At 46.1% G+C, this 19,015-nt stretch carries 14 protein-coding genes, 1 tRNA gene and 1 pseudogene; 1 reads left to right on the forward strand and 15 read right to left on the reverse strand.

Translation table 11 applies throughout. The annotated features are described in order from the left end of the window. Window positions 1-27: 27 nt before the first annotated feature. The 10 genes and pseudogenes from H6A32_RS05450 to H6A32_RS05495 form a co-directional block, all read right to left on the reverse strand. The gene (locus tag H6A32_RS05450; protein ID WP_087168046.1) at window positions 28-1,710 is read right to left on the reverse strand and encodes a peptide ABC transporter substrate-binding protein; all 1,683 of its coding nucleotides are present in this window, start codon (window positions 1,708-1,710) and stop codon (window positions 28-30) included. Between the two features lie 58 nt (window positions 1,711-1,768). Then, window positions 1,769-2,173 (reverse strand): annotated as a pseudogene (locus H6A32_RS05455) (oligopeptide/dipeptide ABC transporter ATP-binding protein); the annotation flags it as partial. An 89-nt stretch (window positions 2,174-2,262) separates the two neighbouring features. Next, window positions 2,263-2,472 (reverse strand): DUF3791 domain-containing protein, encoded by a 210-nt coding sequence (locus tag H6A32_RS05460; RefSeq protein ID WP_191427218.1) that lies wholly within the window; start codon window positions 2,470-2,472, stop codon window positions 2,263-2,265. A 4-nt stretch (window positions 2,473-2,476) separates the two neighbouring features. Next, complete coding sequence (locus tag H6A32_RS05465) at window positions 2,477-2,716, reverse strand: hypothetical protein (RefSeq protein ID WP_118635604.1); 240 nt, start codon at window positions 2,714-2,716, stop codon at window positions 2,477-2,479. Then, the gene (locus tag H6A32_RS05470) at window positions 2,713-2,919 is read right to left on the reverse strand and encodes a DUF3990 domain-containing protein (protein ID WP_275950812.1); all 207 of its coding nucleotides are present in this window, start codon (window positions 2,917-2,919) and stop codon (window positions 2,713-2,715) included. Before H6A32_RS05470 ends, H6A32_RS05465 begins: the two co-directional genes overlap by 4 nt. 84 nt (window positions 2,920-3,003) lie before the next feature. Continuing rightward, window positions 3,004-3,086: transfer RNA gene (locus H6A32_RS05475), tRNA-Leu, on the reverse strand. A gap of 60 nt (window positions 3,087-3,146) precedes the next feature. Next, window positions 3,147-4,439: a diaminopimelate decarboxylase gene (locus tag H6A32_RS05480; RefSeq protein ID WP_087168053.1), complete on the reverse strand. Its 1,293-nt coding sequence runs from the start codon at window positions 4,437-4,439 to the stop codon at window positions 3,147-3,149. Then, window positions 4,439-5,152, reverse strand: a complete 714-nt coding sequence (locus tag H6A32_RS05485; protein WP_087252055.1) for a TrmB family transcriptional regulator — start codon at window positions 5,150-5,152, stop codon at window positions 4,439-4,441. The genes H6A32_RS05480 and H6A32_RS05485 overlap by 1 nt, the downstream gene beginning before the upstream one ends. Before the next feature lie 101 nt (window positions 5,153-5,253). Then, window positions 5,254-6,696 (reverse strand): pyruvate kinase, encoded by a 1,443-nt coding sequence (gene pyk / locus H6A32_RS05490; protein WP_087168055.1) that lies wholly within the window; start codon window positions 6,694-6,696, stop codon window positions 5,254-5,256. Window positions 6,697-6,739: 43 nt separating this feature from the next. Then, a complete protein-coding gene (locus H6A32_RS05495) occupies window positions 6,740-7,612 on the reverse strand; it encodes a rhomboid family intramembrane serine protease (RefSeq protein WP_087168071.1) in 873 nt (290 codons plus the stop codon). Window positions 7,613-7,847: 235 nt separating this feature from the next. Between H6A32_RS05495 and H6A32_RS05500 the strand changes: the two genes are divergently transcribed. Continuing rightward, a complete protein-coding gene (locus H6A32_RS05500; RefSeq protein ID WP_204863896.1) occupies window positions 7,848-12,113 on the forward strand; it encodes a 2-hydroxyacyl-CoA dehydratase in 4,266 nt (1,421 codons plus the stop codon). A 484-nt stretch (window positions 12,114-12,597) separates the two neighbouring features. Here H6A32_RS05500 and H6A32_RS05505 read toward each other — a convergent pair whose 3' ends face one another. From H6A32_RS05505 to H6A32_RS16295, 5 genes are all read right to left on the reverse strand, one after another. Beyond that, complete coding sequence (locus H6A32_RS05505; RefSeq protein ID WP_204863897.1) at window positions 12,598-13,887, reverse strand: PLP-dependent aminotransferase family protein; 1,290 nt, start codon at window positions 13,885-13,887, stop codon at window positions 12,598-12,600. Between the two features lie 239 nt (window positions 13,888-14,126). Beyond that, window positions 14,127-15,668, reverse strand: a complete 1,542-nt coding sequence (gene gpmI, locus H6A32_RS05510) for a 2,3-bisphosphoglycerate-independent phosphoglycerate mutase (RefSeq protein WP_191437070.1) — start codon at window positions 15,666-15,668, stop codon at window positions 14,127-14,129. Window positions 15,669-15,767: 99 nt separating this feature from the next. Then, window positions 15,768-16,805: a LacI family DNA-binding transcriptional regulator gene (locus H6A32_RS05515; RefSeq protein ID WP_204863898.1), complete on the reverse strand. Its 1,038-nt coding sequence runs from the start codon at window positions 16,803-16,805 to the stop codon at window positions 15,768-15,770. A 157-nt stretch (window positions 16,806-16,962) separates the two neighbouring features. Next, the gene (tpiA, locus tag H6A32_RS16290) at window positions 16,963-17,712 is read right to left on the reverse strand and encodes a triose-phosphate isomerase (RefSeq protein WP_087169197.1); all 750 of its coding nucleotides are present in this window, start codon (window positions 17,710-17,712) and stop codon (window positions 16,963-16,965) included. A 24-nt stretch (window positions 17,713-17,736) separates the two neighbouring features. Then, window positions 17,737-18,930 carry a phosphoglycerate kinase gene (locus tag H6A32_RS16295; protein ID WP_118635614.1) on the reverse strand — a complete coding sequence of 398 codons (1,194 nt, stop codon included), beginning with the start codon at window positions 18,928-18,930 and terminating at the stop codon, window positions 17,737-17,739. Between the last annotated feature and the right edge of the window lie 85 nt (window positions 18,931-19,015).

A 19,015-nucleotide genomic window follows, 5' to 3' on the forward strand; every position in this document is an offset into this window, starting at 1 on the left:
GACCGGCCCTTTTTGCTGACTGGTATTCTAATTTTCCACGGAAACCTGTGAAAAGTCTACCAGACCGTTTGTTGCTACATAATAATTTTTTACATGGTTTTTCACGTAAGTCGGTGATGCTTCCAGGTACATTGGAGCAATCAGGGCATTTCCTACCACAAGCTGTTCCGCCTGAAGATAGATCTCCGCCTTTTCCTTGTCATCTACGACATCTTTTGCCTGATTCAGAAGTTCTGTAAACTTCTGGGAATCTTCATTGTTCCATCCTGTCTTGTCCGCGTTGAAATAACCATTGACCGGTTCAAACAGCTGCAGAAGTGCACTTGGTTCATTATAGTACGGTCCCCAGCCTCCGCAGGCAATGTCATAATCTCCGGCATCGATTTTATCCCACATGATGTTCCATTCCATCATATCGATCTGCACATTGATACCAAGCTTTTCTTCCCATACCTGTTTCATCCACTCACCGATCTTCTTGGAAAGCTCTGATGTTCCGCGGCTTGCGTAGCGGATCGTCATCTGAGACGGATCTGTACTCTTTCCAAGCTCTGCAAGACCTTCCTGCAGAAGTGCCTTTGGATCTGTGTATTCTTCCTGCATCTGAGTTACAAAGTAATTCTTTCCGTCTACAAGCTCTGTATAGGTTTTATCTCCCACCTTCATCGTATCCGGCATCATAGAGTAAATCGGTACAGACATACCATCCCGGAGCGTATCTACCATTTCCTGCCTGTCAAAAGCAATGGAAAGTGCCTGGCGGATTTTCGTATTGCTCAAATATTCATTTTTCAGATTGAACATAAAGAAATCCGGTGCACTGGACGGAACCGTCATCTCCTGGGAGTCGCCGGCCGCCGTGATGGTTTTACCCCAGTTGGTGTCCGATGTGCTGACAACATCCAGCTCGCCGTTGATAAACGCCTGCACTGCTGTGGAAGATTCCTGGATAACCTTGTAATTGACTTTGTCCAGCTGCATGTCTTCCTGTCCCCAGTACTGATCGTTCTTCTCCAGAACCATCTCGGTATTCTGATTCCAGCTTGTCACTTTTAACGGTCCGTTGTAGACTGTCTTATCCGGAGCAGTTCCATATTCGGATCCATATTCCTCATATTTGGCCTGGTTGACCGGATATGCGGAACCTGCTACCAGCTGTAAGAAATAGGACGCCGGGTGTACCAGCTGGATTTCCAGAGTTTCCTCATCCAATGCCTTGACACCGATTTCATCCGGTGTCTTTCCATTGTTGTACAGTGCCTCTGAGAAATTGACAATGACTCCGTCAAACAGCCATGCATTCGTTGCCGCTGTATTTGGATCTGCCATCTGTTTGAACGTAAATTCGAAATCGTTGGCTGTCACCTTGGATCCATCGCTCCACTTTGCGTCCGGATTCATGTGGAATGTGTAGGTCAGTCCATCCTCGCTGACATCCCAGCTTTCGGCTGCTGCAGGCACAATCTCATCCGTATTGTCCTTTGCGGAACGGTCTCTTATGAGAGGATCATAAATCATGTTGTGGGCGATATTGTCCGGCGCTGTTGTATTGACCAGTGGATTTAATCCGACTACCACGCTGTTGGTGGAAATGTTCAGCACCTGTTCGGAAGATCCGCCTCCACCTGATTTTTCATCGCCCCCGCATCCTGCGAGAAGCCCTGCTGTCATGACTGCTGCAAGCAGACATGCAAGTACTCTCTTTTTCATACTATTCCTCCTTTTTAAAATTTTGTTCTCTATCCTAAATCCATGTATCCATGGATTGTCAGATCTCTTTTACCCTGTGGCATGCTACAAAATGTCCCTTCTCTATCTCCTCAAGCTTTGGCGTCTCGCTGCGGCAGAGGTCCGTCGCATACCGGCACCGTGCTGCAAACCGGCATCCCGGCTTTGGATTGACCGGACTTGGAATTTCGCCCTCAATCGGGATCCGGGTCTTTTTCTTTTCCTCTTTCGGATCCGGAATCGGGATCGCCGACATCAATGCCTTCGTGTATGGATGCAGCGGATTGTCATACAGCTCATTGCTGGACGCGAATTCCACCATGTTTCCGAGATACATAACGCCGACCCGATCGGAGATATGCTTTACCATGGAAAGATCATGGGCGATGAAAAGATAGGTCAGATTCTTTTTCTTCTGAAGCTCAATCAGAAGGTTGACGATTTCCTTATCAAATAAAAAAAGAGCCGTTCATCATCCAACGATACGACCGCATTGTTGGAGCAACAGCTCTGATCTTTCATGTTTCCAAATATTTAATTCTCTTTTTTCATTTCGGCAATATAATCATCAATATCCTTTATGATATACTGCTCTCCCATTGTATGGAGAGACTCAAAATACTTCATAATATACTCATCCACTTTGCAGCTTTCGAACAGATCTGCAACTTCAGAACCAGAGAGCCCTTTAAAATGACGATATCTCTCCATGCAGTAAATCAAAAAACCGGCTTCTTTGCTCATCTTCTTATGCCTCCTCCGGATAATCATAGGATCCTGTTAAAAGTTCATCCTGGTACATCGTATAAAGTGTCAGGGGGCTGTAATGCCATAGTTTCGATTGTTCATCAGAAAGTTCCTTGTATAATTTCGATCGATAAAAACATGAAATTGCCGATTTTTCATCTATATTACTATTTTTTACAATTTGATCGATAATAGGCGGTATAATAATAGCCAACATTGCGCTGAACTGATCCTGATTCATACAAACTCCCTTCTTTCGAAATGAAGATATTGCAATGAATGTTCCGTTGCAAATACCATCTGATTGAATAATTTGCGAATTTTTAGTCCCTCCAGTGTTTGTTCCTTACTTAGCACCCCTGTCATATAGAGAGTGATCGTACGGTATACATCATCATTTGCCACTGCCCCCAAAAAAGAATCTACCTCTTGCTGCCCTTTCAAATTTCCAATTATTCAAAAACAGCGGGAACCCCTTTTCCCTGTGGTTTTCCCGCTCTTTTCGTATCTCTTTATTTGATAAAGTACTGCCGGCGGCGGGACTTGAACCCGCACATGGTTGCCCATAACAGATTTTGAGTCTGCCTCGTCTGCCATTCCGACACGCCGGCTTTTCCCGGCTGATTAAGCCGAGAATTATTATATCACAGCAACTCTTTGTTTGCAAGGAATTATTTCCAGATTTTTTCTGATTCCGCGATCAGTTCTTTTCCGATCTCAAAGCAGTCGAAGGTTGCAAAGTAGTCTGCCGGAGTCTCGGCGCGGCGGATCAGCTGTGCTGTTCCATCTTCTTTCAAAAGGACTTCTGCGGATTTGAGTTTTCCGTTGTAATTGTAGCCCATGGAAAATCCGTGTGCTCCGGTATCGTGGATCACGAGCACATCTCCCATATCGATCTTCGGAAGCATCCTGTCGATCGCGAATTTATCGTTATTCTCGCAGAGAGATCCGGTGACATCGTATTTATGATCACACGGCTCGTTTTCTTTTCCCATTACTGTAATATGATGGTATGCACCATACATGGCCGGGCGCATCAGATTGACCGCGCAGGCATCCACGCCGATATATTCTTTATGCGTATGTTTTTCATGGATCGCTTTTGTCACAAGACATCCGTACGGTCCCATCATAAATCTTCCAAGTTCCGTGTAGATTGCCACATCCCCCATTTCTGCCGGAACGAGCACTTTTTCGTATACTTTTCGTACGCCTTCTCCGATGACGCGGATATCATTCGGCTCCTGGTCCGGACGGTATGGAATTCCGATTCCGCCGGAAAGATTGATAAATTTGATATGAACACCGGTCTCTTCTTTCAGCTTGACCGCTGTTTTGAAAAGCACTTCGGCAAGCATCGGGTAGTACTCATTCGTCACCGTGTTGCTTGCGAGAAATGCGTGGATTCCGAATTCTTTTGCTCCTTTTGACTTCAGGATTTTAAATGCTTCTGTGATCTGTTCTGTTGTCATGCCGTATTTGGCATCTCCCGGGTTGTCCATGATGTCATTGGTAATCTGAAAAACTCCACCCGGATTGTAACGGCAGCTGATCGTCTCCGGAATGTGTCCGATCGCTTCTTCAAGGAAATCAATATGCGTGATATCATCCAGATTGATGATGGCCCCGAGACGGTCGGCAAGCTGAAAGTCCTCTGCCGGAGTATCATTGGATGAAAACATGATGTCCTCTCCTTTCATTCCCATTGCCCCGGATAACATCAACTCCGTAAAAGAGGAACAGTCACAGCCGCAGCCATACTCCTTTAAAATCTGAATCAGGAACGGATTCGGCGTCGCCTTTACTGCAAAATATTCTTTATATCCCGGATTCCATGCAAAGGCCTCCTTTAAAGCTCTTGCGTTCTCCCGAATTCCCTTTTCATCGTACAGGTGAAACGGGGTCGGAAATTCCTGAATAATTTCATCCAGTTTTTCTTTGGAAACAAATGGTTTCTTTTCCATCAGTTCTTTTCTCCTTTCGTAAGTTCAATCACTTTTATCTCATTTGCCATCGCCTCTTTGAAAATCTCAACGAAATTGCGCTGGCCTGTATACAGACAGGTGTTTCCGGACCGCTCTCCATATTCTCCGCTCAGGACAAAGGAGGAATCCACAATCATTCCCACCTGCCCTTTTTTGTCCCCGGCACGGTAAATGGTCCCTGGTTCTTGTAACTCTTCCCAGTCTGTGATGATGACGACTTTCTTTCCTGCATCGGAAAGAGTCTGCAGATCCGGAAGCACTACTTTCAGGAAAGACTGTCCGGCTGAAATATAAACTCTTTCTTCTGCTTTTTTCAGAAGACCTCTTGCCTTTGACTCCACTGCCTCCTGTCCGGAAATGGTGATGTAGCCTTCCTCTTCTTTTTTCTGAACAGGCGCATGGAGAAGCAGCCAGTCCTCCTCATTTTTCAGCTGGTCAATCTTTTCTTCACAGAACTCCTGAACCGGCACTGCAAGATATTTTCTGCCTGTCTCATTTTCTTCCAGATAAGCTGCTCCTTTCTCGCACAGAGAAGCCAGCGAGGCATAGACATTCGAACGGGAAATTCCCGTCAGTTTTGCCGCCTCATATCCGGTCAGCTTTCCATTCTCAAGAAGGCTCTCATAAAGGGAAGCCTCCTGTCTCGTTAAATCAAATTTCATTAAATGCTCTTTAAACTGTTCTGTACCCATATTTTCTCCTTAGTAGCTCTTTATGGTACTACTATAGCACATTTTCCCGGAAAGTCAAGAAAAATCAGGACAGACAATTCTGTCCGCCCTGACTGCATTTTTTATTCAATTACCGCAATTCTCATCATATTGCTTCCGCTGTTCCCCGCATAAGAATAAGATCCCATCGGCGCAGGAAGCCCTGCCGTCAATACAACGATATCCCCCGGTTCCACGTACTGTTTCGCTTTTACCATCTCAAGCGCGTTTTCACAGACATCTTCCATAGACTTCAGCGGAATAGATTTCAGCGGACGTACGCCCCAGTAAATCTGCATTCTGCGGAGTGTCGCCTCATCCGGACTGACACCGATGACATCTGCTCTCGGTTTGAATTTGGATACCACCTTCGCGGTTGCTCCGGACATGGTCGGCGCGACAATACATTTTGCATCCAGGTTGTCTGCTGTTGCTACAGTGGAAAATCCGATAGCACTGGAGATGCTCTGTCTTCTGTGCTGCTGTGCTTTTTTCAGAAGCACATCATAGTCCAGATGGCTCTCCGTATTTTCTACGATCTGCACCATCATCTTGAGTGCCTCTACCGGGTATTTACCCTGTGCTGTCTCCCCGGAAAGCATGACAGCATCGGTTCCGTCATATACCGCATTTGCCACGTCGGTTACCTCTGCACGTGTCGGGCGAGGATTCCGGATCATGGAGTCAAGCATCTGTGTCGCTGTAATAACCGGTTTGAAGTTGTCATTACATTTCTTAATAATTTCCTTCTGGATATACGGAACTTCCTGTGCCGGAATTTCCACACCCATATCACCTCTTGCAACCATGACACCGTCCGCGCAGCGGATAATTTCATCGATATTGCGGATTCCTTCCGCATTTTCAATTTTTGCTATGATCGGAATATAAGGGGCGTTACATTCTCTTAACCAGCTTCGGATTTCGATAATGCACTCTGCGTTTCTTACAAAGGAAGCTGCGATAAAATCGATGCCCTGGCTGACGCCGAATTTAATGTCCTCTCTGTCTTTCTCTGTAATAGCCGGAAGACGTACCGGTACATTCGGTACATTGATCCCCTTCTTCTCCCCGAGTTCTCCTCCGTTGATTACCTTACAGATAATATCGTTTTCTGTAATTCTGACAACTTCCAGCTCTATAAGTCCATCATCAATCAGGATTTTCCGTCCAGGCATTACATCTTCGGTCAGCCCGCTGTAAGTGATGGAAACTTTGTGTTCATCTCCGACAATGTCCTCGGAAGTCAATGTGAATTCAGCCCCCTCCTGTAATATCACTTTCTTTCCGTCTTTCAGGACACCTGTACGAATCTCCGGTCCTTTTGTATCCAGAAGAATTGCAACCGGCAGTTTCTCCTCTTCCCGGATCTTCTTGAGCATATCCATACGGAACTTATGCTCTTCATAGTCACCATGTGAAAAATTGAATCTCGCAATATTCATCCCGTTTTTCACAAGATTTCTCATCAGATTCTCATCATTTGCATTTGGTCCCATTGTACATACAATCTTCGTCTTCTTCATTTTCTTCCATTCCTTTCTGGTCGTAACCTCTTGATGTGCCTTTCTATTTTACATGTTCATGTGTAAACAGATGATCCTGACAGTATTCATAATTTCCATTGCATTTTGAGCAGTAGCGGAATTCCAGTTCCGGATGGTCCAGCTCCGTCCGCCCGCAGACTGCACACCGGTGCTTCGGCACTCTGCCGTCAGGCTGCGCGGAATAATGATTCTGCGGCCTTGCTTTCATCTGTTTTTTGAATTCTCTTCTGCGCTTCTGCTGCTTTGGAGAAAATTGTGCGTAGTTTCTCGTTGAAACATAAAAAATCACAAAATTCAGAATCGAAATTGCCGCCGCAAAAGCACTTGCCCGGTAGCTGGTGTATGTTCCGCCGTATGACGGAAGAAAACCCTGAATGATCGTCCAGATGAAAAATGCCCCGTCGATCCATGCCAGCCATTTTGCCTTGACAGGCAGAATATAAAACAGAAGGAACTCCATGTCCGGATATACCGCTGCAAAAGCAAAGAACAGGGAAAGGTTCAGATAGGACGTACCCAGCATGTAGACCTGACCTGTAACCAGATAGATCAAAAGGGCGGCAATCACGTGGAACAGCACACCGGTAAAAAAATAAAGGTTGAACCGGAATGATCCCCACGTTTGCTCCAGCGTTCTTCCAATCATATAATAAAAATAAAGAGCAATGATCAGAAAGATCAGGTTGTTTGACGGCGGCTGAATCAAAAATGTAACGATTCTCCAAATTTGTCCGTGCAGAATTTCAGCTGCGTTCAATGACAGATACTGGATATAAAAATACGGATTGATGTAGTCCAGCACAAATCCGATTCCATACAGAATAATAATAAAATACATCAGATTCGGAATCGCATATCTGCCGAATTTACGCTCTAAACGTGAAATCCAATTCATCTTTTTTCTCCTTTCATACTCGTTTTTCATTTTATCCTCTCCCTGTTTTTTTGTCAATCGGCTTCACAGACTTTACAGGAATTCTTCCCGGACTTTACAGGAAATTCATTTTTCCTTAGGAAGATTTTATTGTATCTTGCTCCTTTTTGTCGTATAATAAACGATGTTGCAAAAATATATTAATCATAAGAAGAAATACATCTGCACATATAAGATAGAAAAGGAGTAACACAATATGAGCCAAAGGGATATTTTCACTCTGGGAATTGACATCGGTTCTACCACTGTCAAGATTGCGGTTCTTGATGAAAAGAACGAGATGATATTCTCAGATTACGAACGACATTTTGCCAACATTCAGGAAACCCTTTCTGACTTGCTTGGAAGAGCTGTCCACCAGCTCGGGGCCATTCATGTATCTCCGGTCATTACCGGAAGCGGCGGCCTTACCCTGGCAAAGCACCTCGGTGTTCCTTTTGTCCAGGAAGTAATTGCTGTGTCCACTGCCTTACAGGATTATGCTCCTCAGACCGATGTCGCCATCGAACTTGGCGGCGAAGACGCAAAGATTATCTATTTTGAAAACGGAAATGTGGAACAGAGAATGAACGGAATCTGTGCCGGAGGTACCGGTTCCTTTATCGACCAGATGGCCTCTCTTCTTCAAACGGATGCCACAGGTTTGAATGAATATGCAAAAAATTATAATGCCTTATATGATATTGCCGCACGCTGCGGTGTGTTTGCCAAGACAGATATCCAGCCTCTGATCAATGACGGTGCCGCAAAGGAGGACCTGGCAGCCTCTATTTTCCAGGCGGTAGTCAATCAGACAATCAGCGGTCTGGCATGCGGAAAGCCGATCCGCGGACATGTTGCATTCCTCGGCGGTCCGTTGCATTTCCTCTCCGAGCTGAGAGCGGCATTTATCCGGACACTGGAGCTGGATGACGAACATACGATTGCTCCGAAGAACTCCCACCTGTTTGCTGCTGTTGGATCCGCACTGAATTCCAAAAAAGATCTGGATGTTCCGATTATTGAGCTGCAGAAACGTCTGGCAAATCATATCCAGATGGATTTCGAAGTGGAGCGTCTTGACCCTCTCTTCGCTTCCGAGGAGGAGTTCCGTGAATTTAAGGAACGTCATGACAGGCATCAGGTCCCTGTCAAGGATCTTTCCACCTACAAAGGGAATGTTTATCTTGGAATCGATGCCGGTTCCACTACGACAAAAGCTGCGCTTGTAGGCGAAGATGGTACACTTCTTTATTCCTTTTACCACGGAAATGACGGAGATCCGCTTGCCACAACGATCACCGCGCTGAAAGATATTTATTCCAGGCTTCCGGAAGACGCACGGATTGCCTACTCCTGCTCCACCGGATACGGAGAGGCGCTGATGAAAGCTGCGTTCCTTCTGGATGAGGGAGAAGTCGAGACGATCTCGCATTATTATGCGGCCTCTTTCTTCGAACCGGATGTGGACTGTATTCTCGACATCGGCGGCCAGGATATGAAATGTATCAAAATCAAAAATCATACCGTAGATTCCGTACAGCTCAATGAAGCCTGCTCCTCCGGATGCGGTTCTTTCATTGAAACATTCGCCAAATCACTGAATTACTCTGTGGAGGATTTTGCTGACGAAGCGCTTTACGCAAAACATCCGATTGACCTTGGAACACGATGTACGGTATTTATGAACTCAAAAGTAAAGCAGGCCCAGAAAGAAGGCGCTTCTGTTGCCGATATTTCCGCCGGTCTTGCCTACTCTGTTATCAAGAATGCACTGTTCAAGGTAATCAAGGTTTCCGACGCATCAGAACTTGGGAGGAACATTGTTGTCCAGGGCGGTACCTTCTATAACAATGCCGTACTGCGCAGTTTTGAAAAAATCGCAGGCTGCGAGGCTGTCCGCCCGGATATCGCCGGAATCATGGGAGCATTTGGAGCAGCACTGATTGCCCGTGAACGGTACCATACATATGACTGCAAAGAGACAACCATGCTCTCTATCGAAGATATTGAAAATCTGACATACGAAACATCCATGGCAAAATGTCAGAGATGTGCCAACCACTGCCGTCTGACAATCAACAAGTTTACCGGCGGAAGACGTTTCATCACCGGAAACCGTTGTGAGCGAGGTCTTGGAAAGGAAAAGACCAACACCGATATTCCAAACCTCTTCTCCTATAAAAATGAACGGTATTTTGGCTACAAGCCGCTTCCAAAGGAAGAGGCTCCTCACGGAACGATCGGACTTCCAAGAGTACTGAACATGTACGAAGATTACCCTCTGTGGTTTACCTTCTTTACAGAACTGGGATTTTCCGTTGTTCTTTCTCCTTCTTCTTCGAGAAAGATCTATGAGATGGGAATCGAATCCATCCCAAGCGAGTCCGAGTGCTATCCGGCAAAGCTTGCCCACGGCCATGTGGAGTGGCTGATCCGTCAGAATGTGGACCGGATCTTCTACCCTTGCATTCCATACGAACGGAATGAATTTCCGGATGCGAACAACCACTACAACTGCCCGATCGTTACCTCCTATGCGGAAAATATCAAAAACAATATGGACGAGATCGTACAGGGAAAGGTTGATTTCATGAATCCGTTCCTTGCACTGACAAGCGAAGAGATCATGGCGGACCGCCTGGTCGAAATCTTCTCTGAAAAATTCCGGATTCCGGAGGAAAAAATCCGGGATGCTGCCCACAAAGGATGGGTAGAACTGGAAAACTGCCGGGACGATATCCGTAAAAAAGGCGAGGAGACCCTCGCTTATCTGGATAAAACCGGCCGCCATGGAATTGTGCTGGCAGGTCGTCCGTACCATTATGACCCGGAAGTCAACCACGGTATTCCGGAACTGATTACTTCTTATGGAATTGCCGTGCTGACAGAGGATTCCATCTCTCACTTAAATCCGGTGGAACGGCCGCTTAATGTCATGGACCAGTGGATGTATCATTCCCGTCTTTACGCGGCTGCAAACTATGTCAAGACAACAGAGAACCTTGATCTGATCCAGCTTAACTCTTTCGGGTGTGGACTTGATGCGGTAACCACCGATGAGGTGGCAGATATTCTGACCGGTTCCGGAAAGATTTATACCTCGCTGAAAATCGATGAGGTCAACAATCTGGGCGCAGCCAGAATCCGTATCCGTTCTCTTCTTGCGGCTATCCGCGCAAGAGATGTAAAAAAAGAAAAACGTGAAGTTCGAAGTGCTGCAATTGAAAAAATTCCGTTTACAAAAGAGATGAAGGAAACGTATACCATCCTTTGTCCGCAGATGTCACCGATCCACTTCGATCTGATTGAGCCTGCATTCCGGGCTTCCGGCTACAAGATTGAAGTGCTTCCAAATGATAACCGGGATGCGGTCAATGTCGGCCTGAAATATGTCAACAATGACGCCTGCTATCCGTCTCTGATGGTTGTAGGCCAGATCATGGATGCGATCCTTTCCGGAAAATATGATACCGATCATCTTGCGGTGATTATTTCCCAGACGGGAGGCGGCTGCCGTGCTTCAAACTACATCGGATTTATCCGCCGGGCGCTGAAAAAAGCGGGATATGCCCATATCCCGGTTATTTCCATCAACCTGAGCGGACTGGAAAAGAATCCTGGATTCAAGATTACGCCGATGCTGGCGCTGCGCGGTGTGTATGCCGCAGTCCTTGGAGATGTCTTTATGCGGTGTCTCTACCGGATCCGTCCGTATGAGGCTGAAAAAGGATCTGCCAATGCGCTCTATGAAAAATGGGCTGCTGTCTGCCGGAAATTTGTCTCTGAAGGATATCCTTCCAGACGCCGGTTCAAAAAACTTTGCCGGCAGATCATTCATGACTTTGATACTCTGCCGATCACGGATGAGAAAAAGCCCCGTGTAGGAGTTGTAGGAGAAATCCTTGTCAAATTCCTTCCGGCGGCAAACAATTATCTGGTTGATCTTCTGGAGCATGAAGGCGCAGAGGCGGTTGTGCCGGATCTTGTAGACTTTCTGCTGTACTGCTTCTACAACTCCAACTTCAAGCATACCCATCTGGGAATGAAGAAGTCTTCCGCCCGGCTTGCAAATCTTGGTATCAAGGTGATCGAATGGTTCCGGAAGCCGGCTGTGGACGCATATAAGAAAAGCAAGCGTTTTACTCCGCCGTCCAGAATTGAACATCTTGCATCCATGGCAAGCGAAGTGGTTCAGCTTGGCAATCAGACCGGTGAGGGATGGTTCCTGACCGGCGAGATGCTGGAGCTGATCGAAACCGGTGCAAAGAATATCGTCTGCACGCAGCCATTTGCCTGCCTTCCAAACCATGTGGTCGGAAAAGGTGTTATCAAAGAACTTAGACGGCTTCACCCGGAATCCAATATTGTTGCGATCGACTACGATCCGGGTGCCAGCGAGGTAAATCAGCTGAACCGTATCAAGCTGATGCTCTCTACCGCAAATAAAAATCTCGAAAAAGAACAGCAGGCATCCATTTGATGCCTGCCGGATCATCATTTAACAATACGAATACATTCTGCTTCAATGAGCAAACAGCTTTGGCTCTCGTTTCCTGATAAACGAGAGCCATTTTTTAACCTTCTGTTTTATCCGAACTTATTCGAAACTCTGCATAGGCATATTCTTTACTTCGATTTGTGAGCTTGAAGAAGGAATTCCTTTTTCGTCCGAACAAAGTTCTAATAATACTGCCGGGGTCGTTTCGCTATTGCCGATATGCTCTTTTTTCGACGCACACCCATTGCATCCTAACAGAATCACAGCTATTAAAATTAATATCTTCATATATTCTGATCCCCGCCTTTCTTTTTTTATATGTTATATTCATCATACCTGTCATCATTTGCTTTGTCAATTTTATATAATCGCGCACAACGCAAAATACTGTATGCCAGATACACCTGGTATCCTGCATACAGTATTTCGCATAGGGCATATATAATAATTTTAAGAAGGGGCCTGATTATTCAGCCTTTGCAAGAAGTTTGTCAATACTTACCAGTTTGACGCTCAGTGTGAATACTTCCATTGCCAGTTTGATCTCATCCAGTGTCGGATAAGACGGTGCAATTCGGATATTGCTGTCGTGCGGATCTTTTCCATACGGATAGGTCGCTCCGGCATTTGTCATCACAAGACCTGCTTCCTTTGCCTTTGCGACGATCGCCTTCGCGCATCCGTCCATGGAGTCAAAGGAGATGAAATATCCTCCTCTTGGAGCAAGCCAGCTTCCGATCTCCAGTCCGCCCAGCTCCTTTTCCAGAGAGGCAAGAACTGTATCGAATTTCGGTCTCATAATGTCCGCGTGTTTCTTCATGTGCTTCACCATGCCGTGAATATCCTTAAAGAATCTTGCGTGGCGGAGCTGATTCAGCTTGTCGTGTCCGATTGTCTGAATCTTCATCTGCTCACGAATCTCTTTTAAGTTGGCATCAGAAGCGGCAATCGCTGCGATACCGGATCCCGGAAAACTGATCTTGGATGTGGAAGAAAACTTGTAGACCATATCCGGATGGCCTTCTTTCTTACACTCCATCAGAATCTCAATCAGGTAGTCCTGCTTATCTTCATAGAGGTGATGGATTCCGTAAGCATTATCCCAGTAGATTCGGAAATCTTCTGCTGCCGGATTCAGCTTCGCAAAACGGTGTACCGTCTCGTCAGAATAGGTAATTCCCTGCGGATTGGAGTATTTCGGCACGCACCAGATCCCTTTCACTGCCGGATCTGTGCTTACAAGCTCTTCTACCATATCCATATCCGGTCCGGTCGGAGTCATTGGGATATTGATCATCTCGATTCCAAAATGCTCTGTAATCGCAAAATGTCGGTCATATCCCGGAACCGGACATAAGAATTTCACCTTGTCAAGTTTACACCATGGCGTACTTCCCATAACACCGTGAATCATGGAACGCGCTACCGTATCGTACATTACATTCAGACTGGAGTTTCCAAAAATAACGATATTGTCCTTCGGAACTTCCATCATATCTGCCAGAAGCTGCTTTGCCTCTTTAATCCCGTCTAATACTCCGTAGTTTCTGCAGTCAACGCCCTCTTCGCATACGAGGTCGGAACTGCTGGTCAGAACATCCATCATTCCCATAGAAAGATTCAGCTGCTCTGTAGAAGGCTTTCCACGGGACATATCAAGTTTCAGTCCCTTCGCCTTTACATCCTCAAACTTTTTAGTAAGCTCTTTTTTCAGAGCTTTCAGCTCATTTTTGCTCAGATCTTTATATGCTGTCATGGTTCTACCGCCCTTCTTCATTTTCACTGGTTTCTATTGTATCGGGCTTTTGACTTTTCGTCAACTGTTTCTTGCAATTTTCTCTTTATTTTTCTAATTTTCACGGGAAATCAGGTTGAAAATGAATTTTTTATGTTGATTTTATTCATTTTTCAGCCCATCCTGCAAGATCCGGTTGTGAACAGATTGAAAAAAAGCGGAACAGCCGAAGCCGCCCCGCTCATTTTGACATTCAATTTCTATTTACGTACAAGAAGGGATGTTCCTGTCATCTCTTCCGGCTGTTTCATTCCCATCATCTCGATCAGAGTCGGTGCGATGTCTGCCAGACATCCTCCTTCTCTCAGTCCGTATGCCGGATCTGCGTTGACGATAATGAACGGCACCTGGTTGGTTGTGTGGGCCGTAAACGGCTCGCCTGTCGTCTCATCGATGAGCTGCTCTGCATTTCCGTGGTCTGCGCAGATAAACATCTGTCCGTCCACTTCTTTGATGGCATCTACCGCTTTTCCTACGCACTCATCGACCGCTTCGATCGCTTTAATGGCAGCTGCTTCTACTCCCGTGTGGCCTACCATATCCGGGTTTGCGAAGTTGATAATGATGACATCGTATTTCTGTGAACGGATTGCTTCAACCAGCTTGTCACACACTTCGTACGCACTCATTTCCGGTTTCAGGTCATAGGTCGCAACTTTCGGTGATTTTACAAGAATACGGTCTTCTCCCGGATTCGGCTCTTCCACACCGCCATTGAAGAAGAATGTAACGTGCGCGTATTTCTCTGTCTCGGCGATTCTTGCCTGTGTCATATTGTTTGCGGCAAGGAATTCTCCGAACGTATTTGTGATCTCTGTCTTATGGAACGCGATCAGCTTATTCGGGATTGTCACGTCATATTCTGTAAAGCATACATAGGTTGTGCAGATGCGGTCTCCTCTGTCAAATCCGTCAAATTCATCCGCACAGAACACTCTTGTGATCTCTCTTGCACGGTCCGGGCGGAAGTTGAAGAAGATGATGGAATCGTTGTTCTTGATTGTTGCAACCGGTTTTCCGTCTTTTGTAATGACAGCCGGGATGACAAATTCATCCGTCTTTCCGTCATCGTAGGATTTCTGTACTGCTTCTACAGCATCTTCGCATGTATTTCCTTCGCCTTTTACAAGGGCATTGTATGCGAGTTCTACACGATCCCAGCGGTTATCTCTGTCCATTGCGTAGTAGCGTCCCATCACGGAAGCAATCTCACCGACGCCGATCTCCTTCATCTTGTCAGAAAGTTCCTGCACATAATCTTTTCCGGATTCCGGCGGTGTGTCACGTCCGTCCAGGAAGCAGTGAACATAGACTTTGGAGATTCCCTGACGTTTCGCAAGTTCCAGAAGTCCGTAGATATGTGTATTGTGGCTGTGTACACCTCCGTCAGAGACAAGTCCGTACATGTGCAGTGCACTGTCATTCTTCTTTACATTTTCACATGCTGCAAGCAGTGCTTCATTTTCAAAGAAATCTCCATCCTGAATGGATTTTGTGATCTTTGTCAGATCCTGATATACGATCCGGCCTGCACCCATGTTCAGGTGTCCGACCTCTGAATTTCCCATCTGTCCGTCCGGCAGTCCTACCGCCATGCCGCTTGCATTTCCGCGGACAAACGGACACTCTGCCATTAATTTATCCATAACAGGAGTTTTGGCCTCTGCAACCGCATTCCCGTTGGTCTTCTCGCTCAGCCCATAACCATCCAAGATCATCAATACTGTTGGTTTCTTACTCATTGTTTTCTCTCCTTTTTACTTTTTTCCACTCTGCTATTTTACATGATTTTCCCGCCGCTTTCAAGCAGTGCCAGAAAACCTGCCGCGTTTCCGGGCAGTTTATACATAAATTTCTTTGACCGTTTCCCGCTCCATGAGCCGGACCGTAATCCGGATATCTACCTTTTTATCTTCCTTTTCTTCCAGTGCCTGAAACAGCAGTTCTGCGGCTTTGCGCCCTTTTTCCGCCGCGCCCTGTCTGACTGTCGTCAGTCTTGGATATGCAAATTTTGACATGCCAAGATCGTCAAATCCAATGATCGAAATATCTTTCGGAATCCAGATCCCGTGATGCCGGAAATAATCCATGGCTTCCAGAGCATAATAATCTCTGCTGAAAATGACTGCTGTATAATCAAAAATATGCCCCGCCAGAGACTGCAGCATGGCAAGCTGCCTGTCCTCATGGATACTTCCCATATAAATGTGCTCCTGCGCAAACGGAAGGTGTGCCTCCTTGAGAGCCCGCTTATACCCGGCCAGACGTCTTTCAGACACATCGCCCGGTGTTCCGTCCGGATCGTATGGCCCGTCTGCAACATAGGCAATTCTCCGGTGCCCCTTCCCGATCAGATAAGAGGCTGCCTGATAAGCTCCCTCTTCATCCTCGGTTCCAACATTTCTGAAGATTTCATCCTCCCGGAAATAGCAGTCGGTAAAAACTGCCGGCATTTTCATGTCCTTTCCAAGTTCTCTGCAGATTTCTGTCGGAATACCGATCGTCAGCAGACCGTCTACATTCCACGTATGTATCAGATCCCGGATTTCTCTCTCGGTAGATGCGGCGTACAGCATCATATAGTATCCACGCGACCGCACTTCCTTTTCAATCTCTACAATCATTTCAGCGGCAAGAGGATGATACAGTGTCTCACGTTCGGAACCTGCCGGAACGTTGGAAATCACTCCGATAATTCTGGATTGATTCTGGACAAGCATGCGCGCTCCCATATTCGGGACGTACTGCATCTCTTCCATAATCCGTTCGATCCGCTCTTTCGTCTCTTTGGAGACCTTTTTGGTTCTTCCGTGTATAACATTGGACACTGTCATGGCGCTGACATTCGCTGCCTGTGCGATATCTTTAATCGTAACCATTCTACTTCCCTTCCCGCATTTATGTTTCACGCTTCTCAGATCTTCTTCTGACTTTTTCTATTGTACTATTTTCAGCTGCATTTTGCAATATTTTCAGGGAAAGTGCCGGGTAACAGCAAAACCCTGCGGACATTTGAATCCGCAGGGTTTCTCTTCCTTATTTCCAGTTTACGATTTTACCAAAATCAGCTTTGAGAGAAGCTCCTCCAACAAGTCCTCCGTCGATATCCGGCTGTGCGAATAATTCCGGAGCTGTTGCCGGATTTACAGAGCCGCCGTACTGGATCCGGATTGCTTCCGCAGTTGCTTCATCATAGATTTCTGCAATGCATGCACGGATGCCTGCGCATACTTCCTGTGCCTGCTCTGTTGTTGCTGTTTTTCCTGTTCCGATTGCCCAGATCGGTTCATAAGCGATCACTGCTGTCTTTGCCTGATCTGCTGTCACGTTCTGGAAAGCAATCTTGATCTGCATACGAACGAAATCCATTGTCACGCCCTGTTCTCTCTGTGCAAGAGTTTCTCCGCAGCAGATGATCGGTGTGATGCCGTGTTCAAATGCTTTCAGTACTTTCTTATTAACATCTTCGTCTGACTCTCCAAAATACTCTCTTCTTTCGGAATGTCCGATGATGACATATTTCACTCCCGCATCTGTCAGCATTTCCGGAGCGATTTCTCCTGTATATGCACCCTTTTCTTCAAAGTACATGTTCTCGGCACCAATTACGATATTGCTGCCTTTTGCTGCTTCCATAGCCGGAATAATATCAATTGCCGGTACACAGAATACAACATCTGCTTCCTCTGTTGCTACGAGAGGCTTTAACTCGTTTACCAGAGCAACTGCCTGGGACGGAGTCATGTTCATTTTCCAGTTTCCGGCGATAATTTTCTTTCTTGCCATTTTGTTTACCCTCTTTTCTGTGTTCTACTTATCGTTCGCTGCTGCTACGCCCGGTAATTCTTTTCCTTCAAGGAATTCCAGAGATGCACCGCCGCCTGTAGAGATATGTGTCATCTTATCTCCGTATCCAAGCTGGTTGACAGCTGCTGCGGAGTCTCCTCCTCCGATGATTGTTACAGCTTCTGTATTTGCAAGTGCTTCTGCCACTGCCTTTGTTCCATGAGCAAATTTCGGCATTTCAAAACATCCCATCGGTCCGTTCCATACAACTGTCTTCGCATCTTTTACAGCCTCGGCAAAAATTTTCTCAGTCTCAGGTCCGATGTCCATTCCTTCCCATCCGTCCGGAATTTCTCCAGTTTTTACAATCTGGGTGTTTGCATCATTTGAGAACTGATCACCAATAATATTATCAATCGGAAGAAGAAGCTTGACACCTTTTTCTTCTGCTTTTTTGATCATGTTTGCCGCATACTCCAGATAATCATCCTCGCAGAGGGAAATTCCGATCTTTCCACCCTGGGATTTTGCAAATGTATAAGCCATTCCGCCTCCGATGATCAGAGTATCAACTTTGTCAAGAAGTCTCTCGATTACGGAAATCTTGCTGGATACTTTCGCTCCGCCAAGGATGGCAACAAACGGTCTCTCCGGATTTTCCACTGCGTTTCCGAGGAAATCGATTTCTTTCTGCATCAGATATCCTACAACAGCTGTATCTACATATTTTGTCACACCTACATTGGAGCAGTGCGCTCTGTGAGCAGTACCGAACGCATCGTTTACGAATACGTCGCAGAGAGAAGCAAGCTCCTGGCTGAATTTATCTTCATTCTTTGTCTCTTCTGCGCGGTAACGTGTATTTTCAAGAAGAATTACATCTCCGTCATTCATTGCTTCTACTGCAGCCTTTGCGTTTGGTCCTACTACTTCCGGATCTGCTGCAAATTTCACTTCCTGTCCAAGTAATTCAGAAAGTCTTACAGCAACCGGTGCCAGAGATAATTCCGGTTTCGGTTCTCCTTTCGGTTTTCCAAGGTGGGAGCAGAGAATCACTTTTCCGCCGTCGGCGATGAGCTTTTTAATGGTCGGAAGTGCTGCAACAAGACGGTTTTCATCTGTAATTTTGCCGTCGATCAACGGTACGTTGAAATCGCATCTTACAAGGACTCTTTTCCCTTTTACATTGATATCATCTACGGATTTTTTGTTAAGCATTGTTTTTTGCCTCCTTATTATTCTGACAAAAAGGGTCCGGTCCCATAAAAGACCGGACCCTGCGTTGAGTCTTATTCCGGCAGGA

Origin of the sequence: Drancourtella massiliensis, from assembly GCF_016900655.1 — a bacterium.
GTDB lineage: Bacteria > Bacillota > Clostridia > Lachnospirales > Lachnospiraceae > Sellimonas > Sellimonas catena.

Bases quoted from the DNA above. Each gene is read 5' to 3' on its own strand.
- H6A32_RS05450 (WP_087168046.1), bottom strand. From the start codon at position 1,710: ATGAAAAAGAGAGTACTTGCATGTCTGCTTGCAGCAGTCATGACAGCA.
- H6A32_RS05460 (WP_191427218.1), bottom strand. From the start codon at position 2,472: ATGAGCAAAGAAGCCGGTTTTTTGATTTACTGCATGGAGAGATATCGT.
- H6A32_RS05465 (WP_118635604.1), bottom strand. From the start codon at position 2,716: ATGAATCAGGATCAGTTCAGCGCAATGTTGGCTATTATTATACCGCCT.
- H6A32_RS05480 (WP_087168053.1), bottom strand. From the start codon at position 4,439: ATGGAAAAGAAACCATTTGTTTCCAAAGAAAAACTGGATGAAATTATT.
- H6A32_RS05485 (WP_087252055.1), bottom strand. From the start codon at position 5,152: ATGGGTACAGAACAGTTTAAAGAGCATTTAATGAAATTTGATTTAACG.
- pyk (WP_087168055.1), bottom strand. From the start codon at position 6,696: ATGAAGAAGACGAAGATTGTATGTACAATGGGACCAAATGCAAATGAT.
- H6A32_RS05495 (WP_087168071.1), bottom strand. From the start codon at position 7,612: ATGAATTGGATTTCACGTTTAGAGCGTAAATTCGGCAGATATGCGATT.
- H6A32_RS05500 (WP_204863896.1), top strand. From the start codon at position 7,848: ATGAGCCAAAGGGATATTTTCACTCTGGGAATTGACATCGGTTCTACC.
- H6A32_RS05505 (WP_204863897.1), bottom strand. From the start codon at position 13,887: ATGACAGCATATAAAGATCTGAGCAAAAATGAGCTGAAAGCTCTGAAA.
- gpmI (WP_191437070.1), bottom strand. From the start codon at position 15,668: ATGAGTAAGAAACCAACAGTATTGATGATCTTGGATGGTTATGGGCTG.
- H6A32_RS05515 (WP_204863898.1), bottom strand. From the start codon at position 16,805: ATGGTTACGATTAAAGATATCGCACAGGCAGCGAATGTCAGCGCCATG.
- tpiA (WP_087169197.1), bottom strand. From the start codon at position 17,712: ATGGCAAGAAAGAAAATTATCGCCGGAAACTGGAAAATGAACATGACT.
- H6A32_RS16295 (WP_118635614.1), bottom strand. From the start codon at position 18,930: ATGCTTAACAAAAAATCCGTAGATGATATCAATGTAAAAGGGAAAAGA.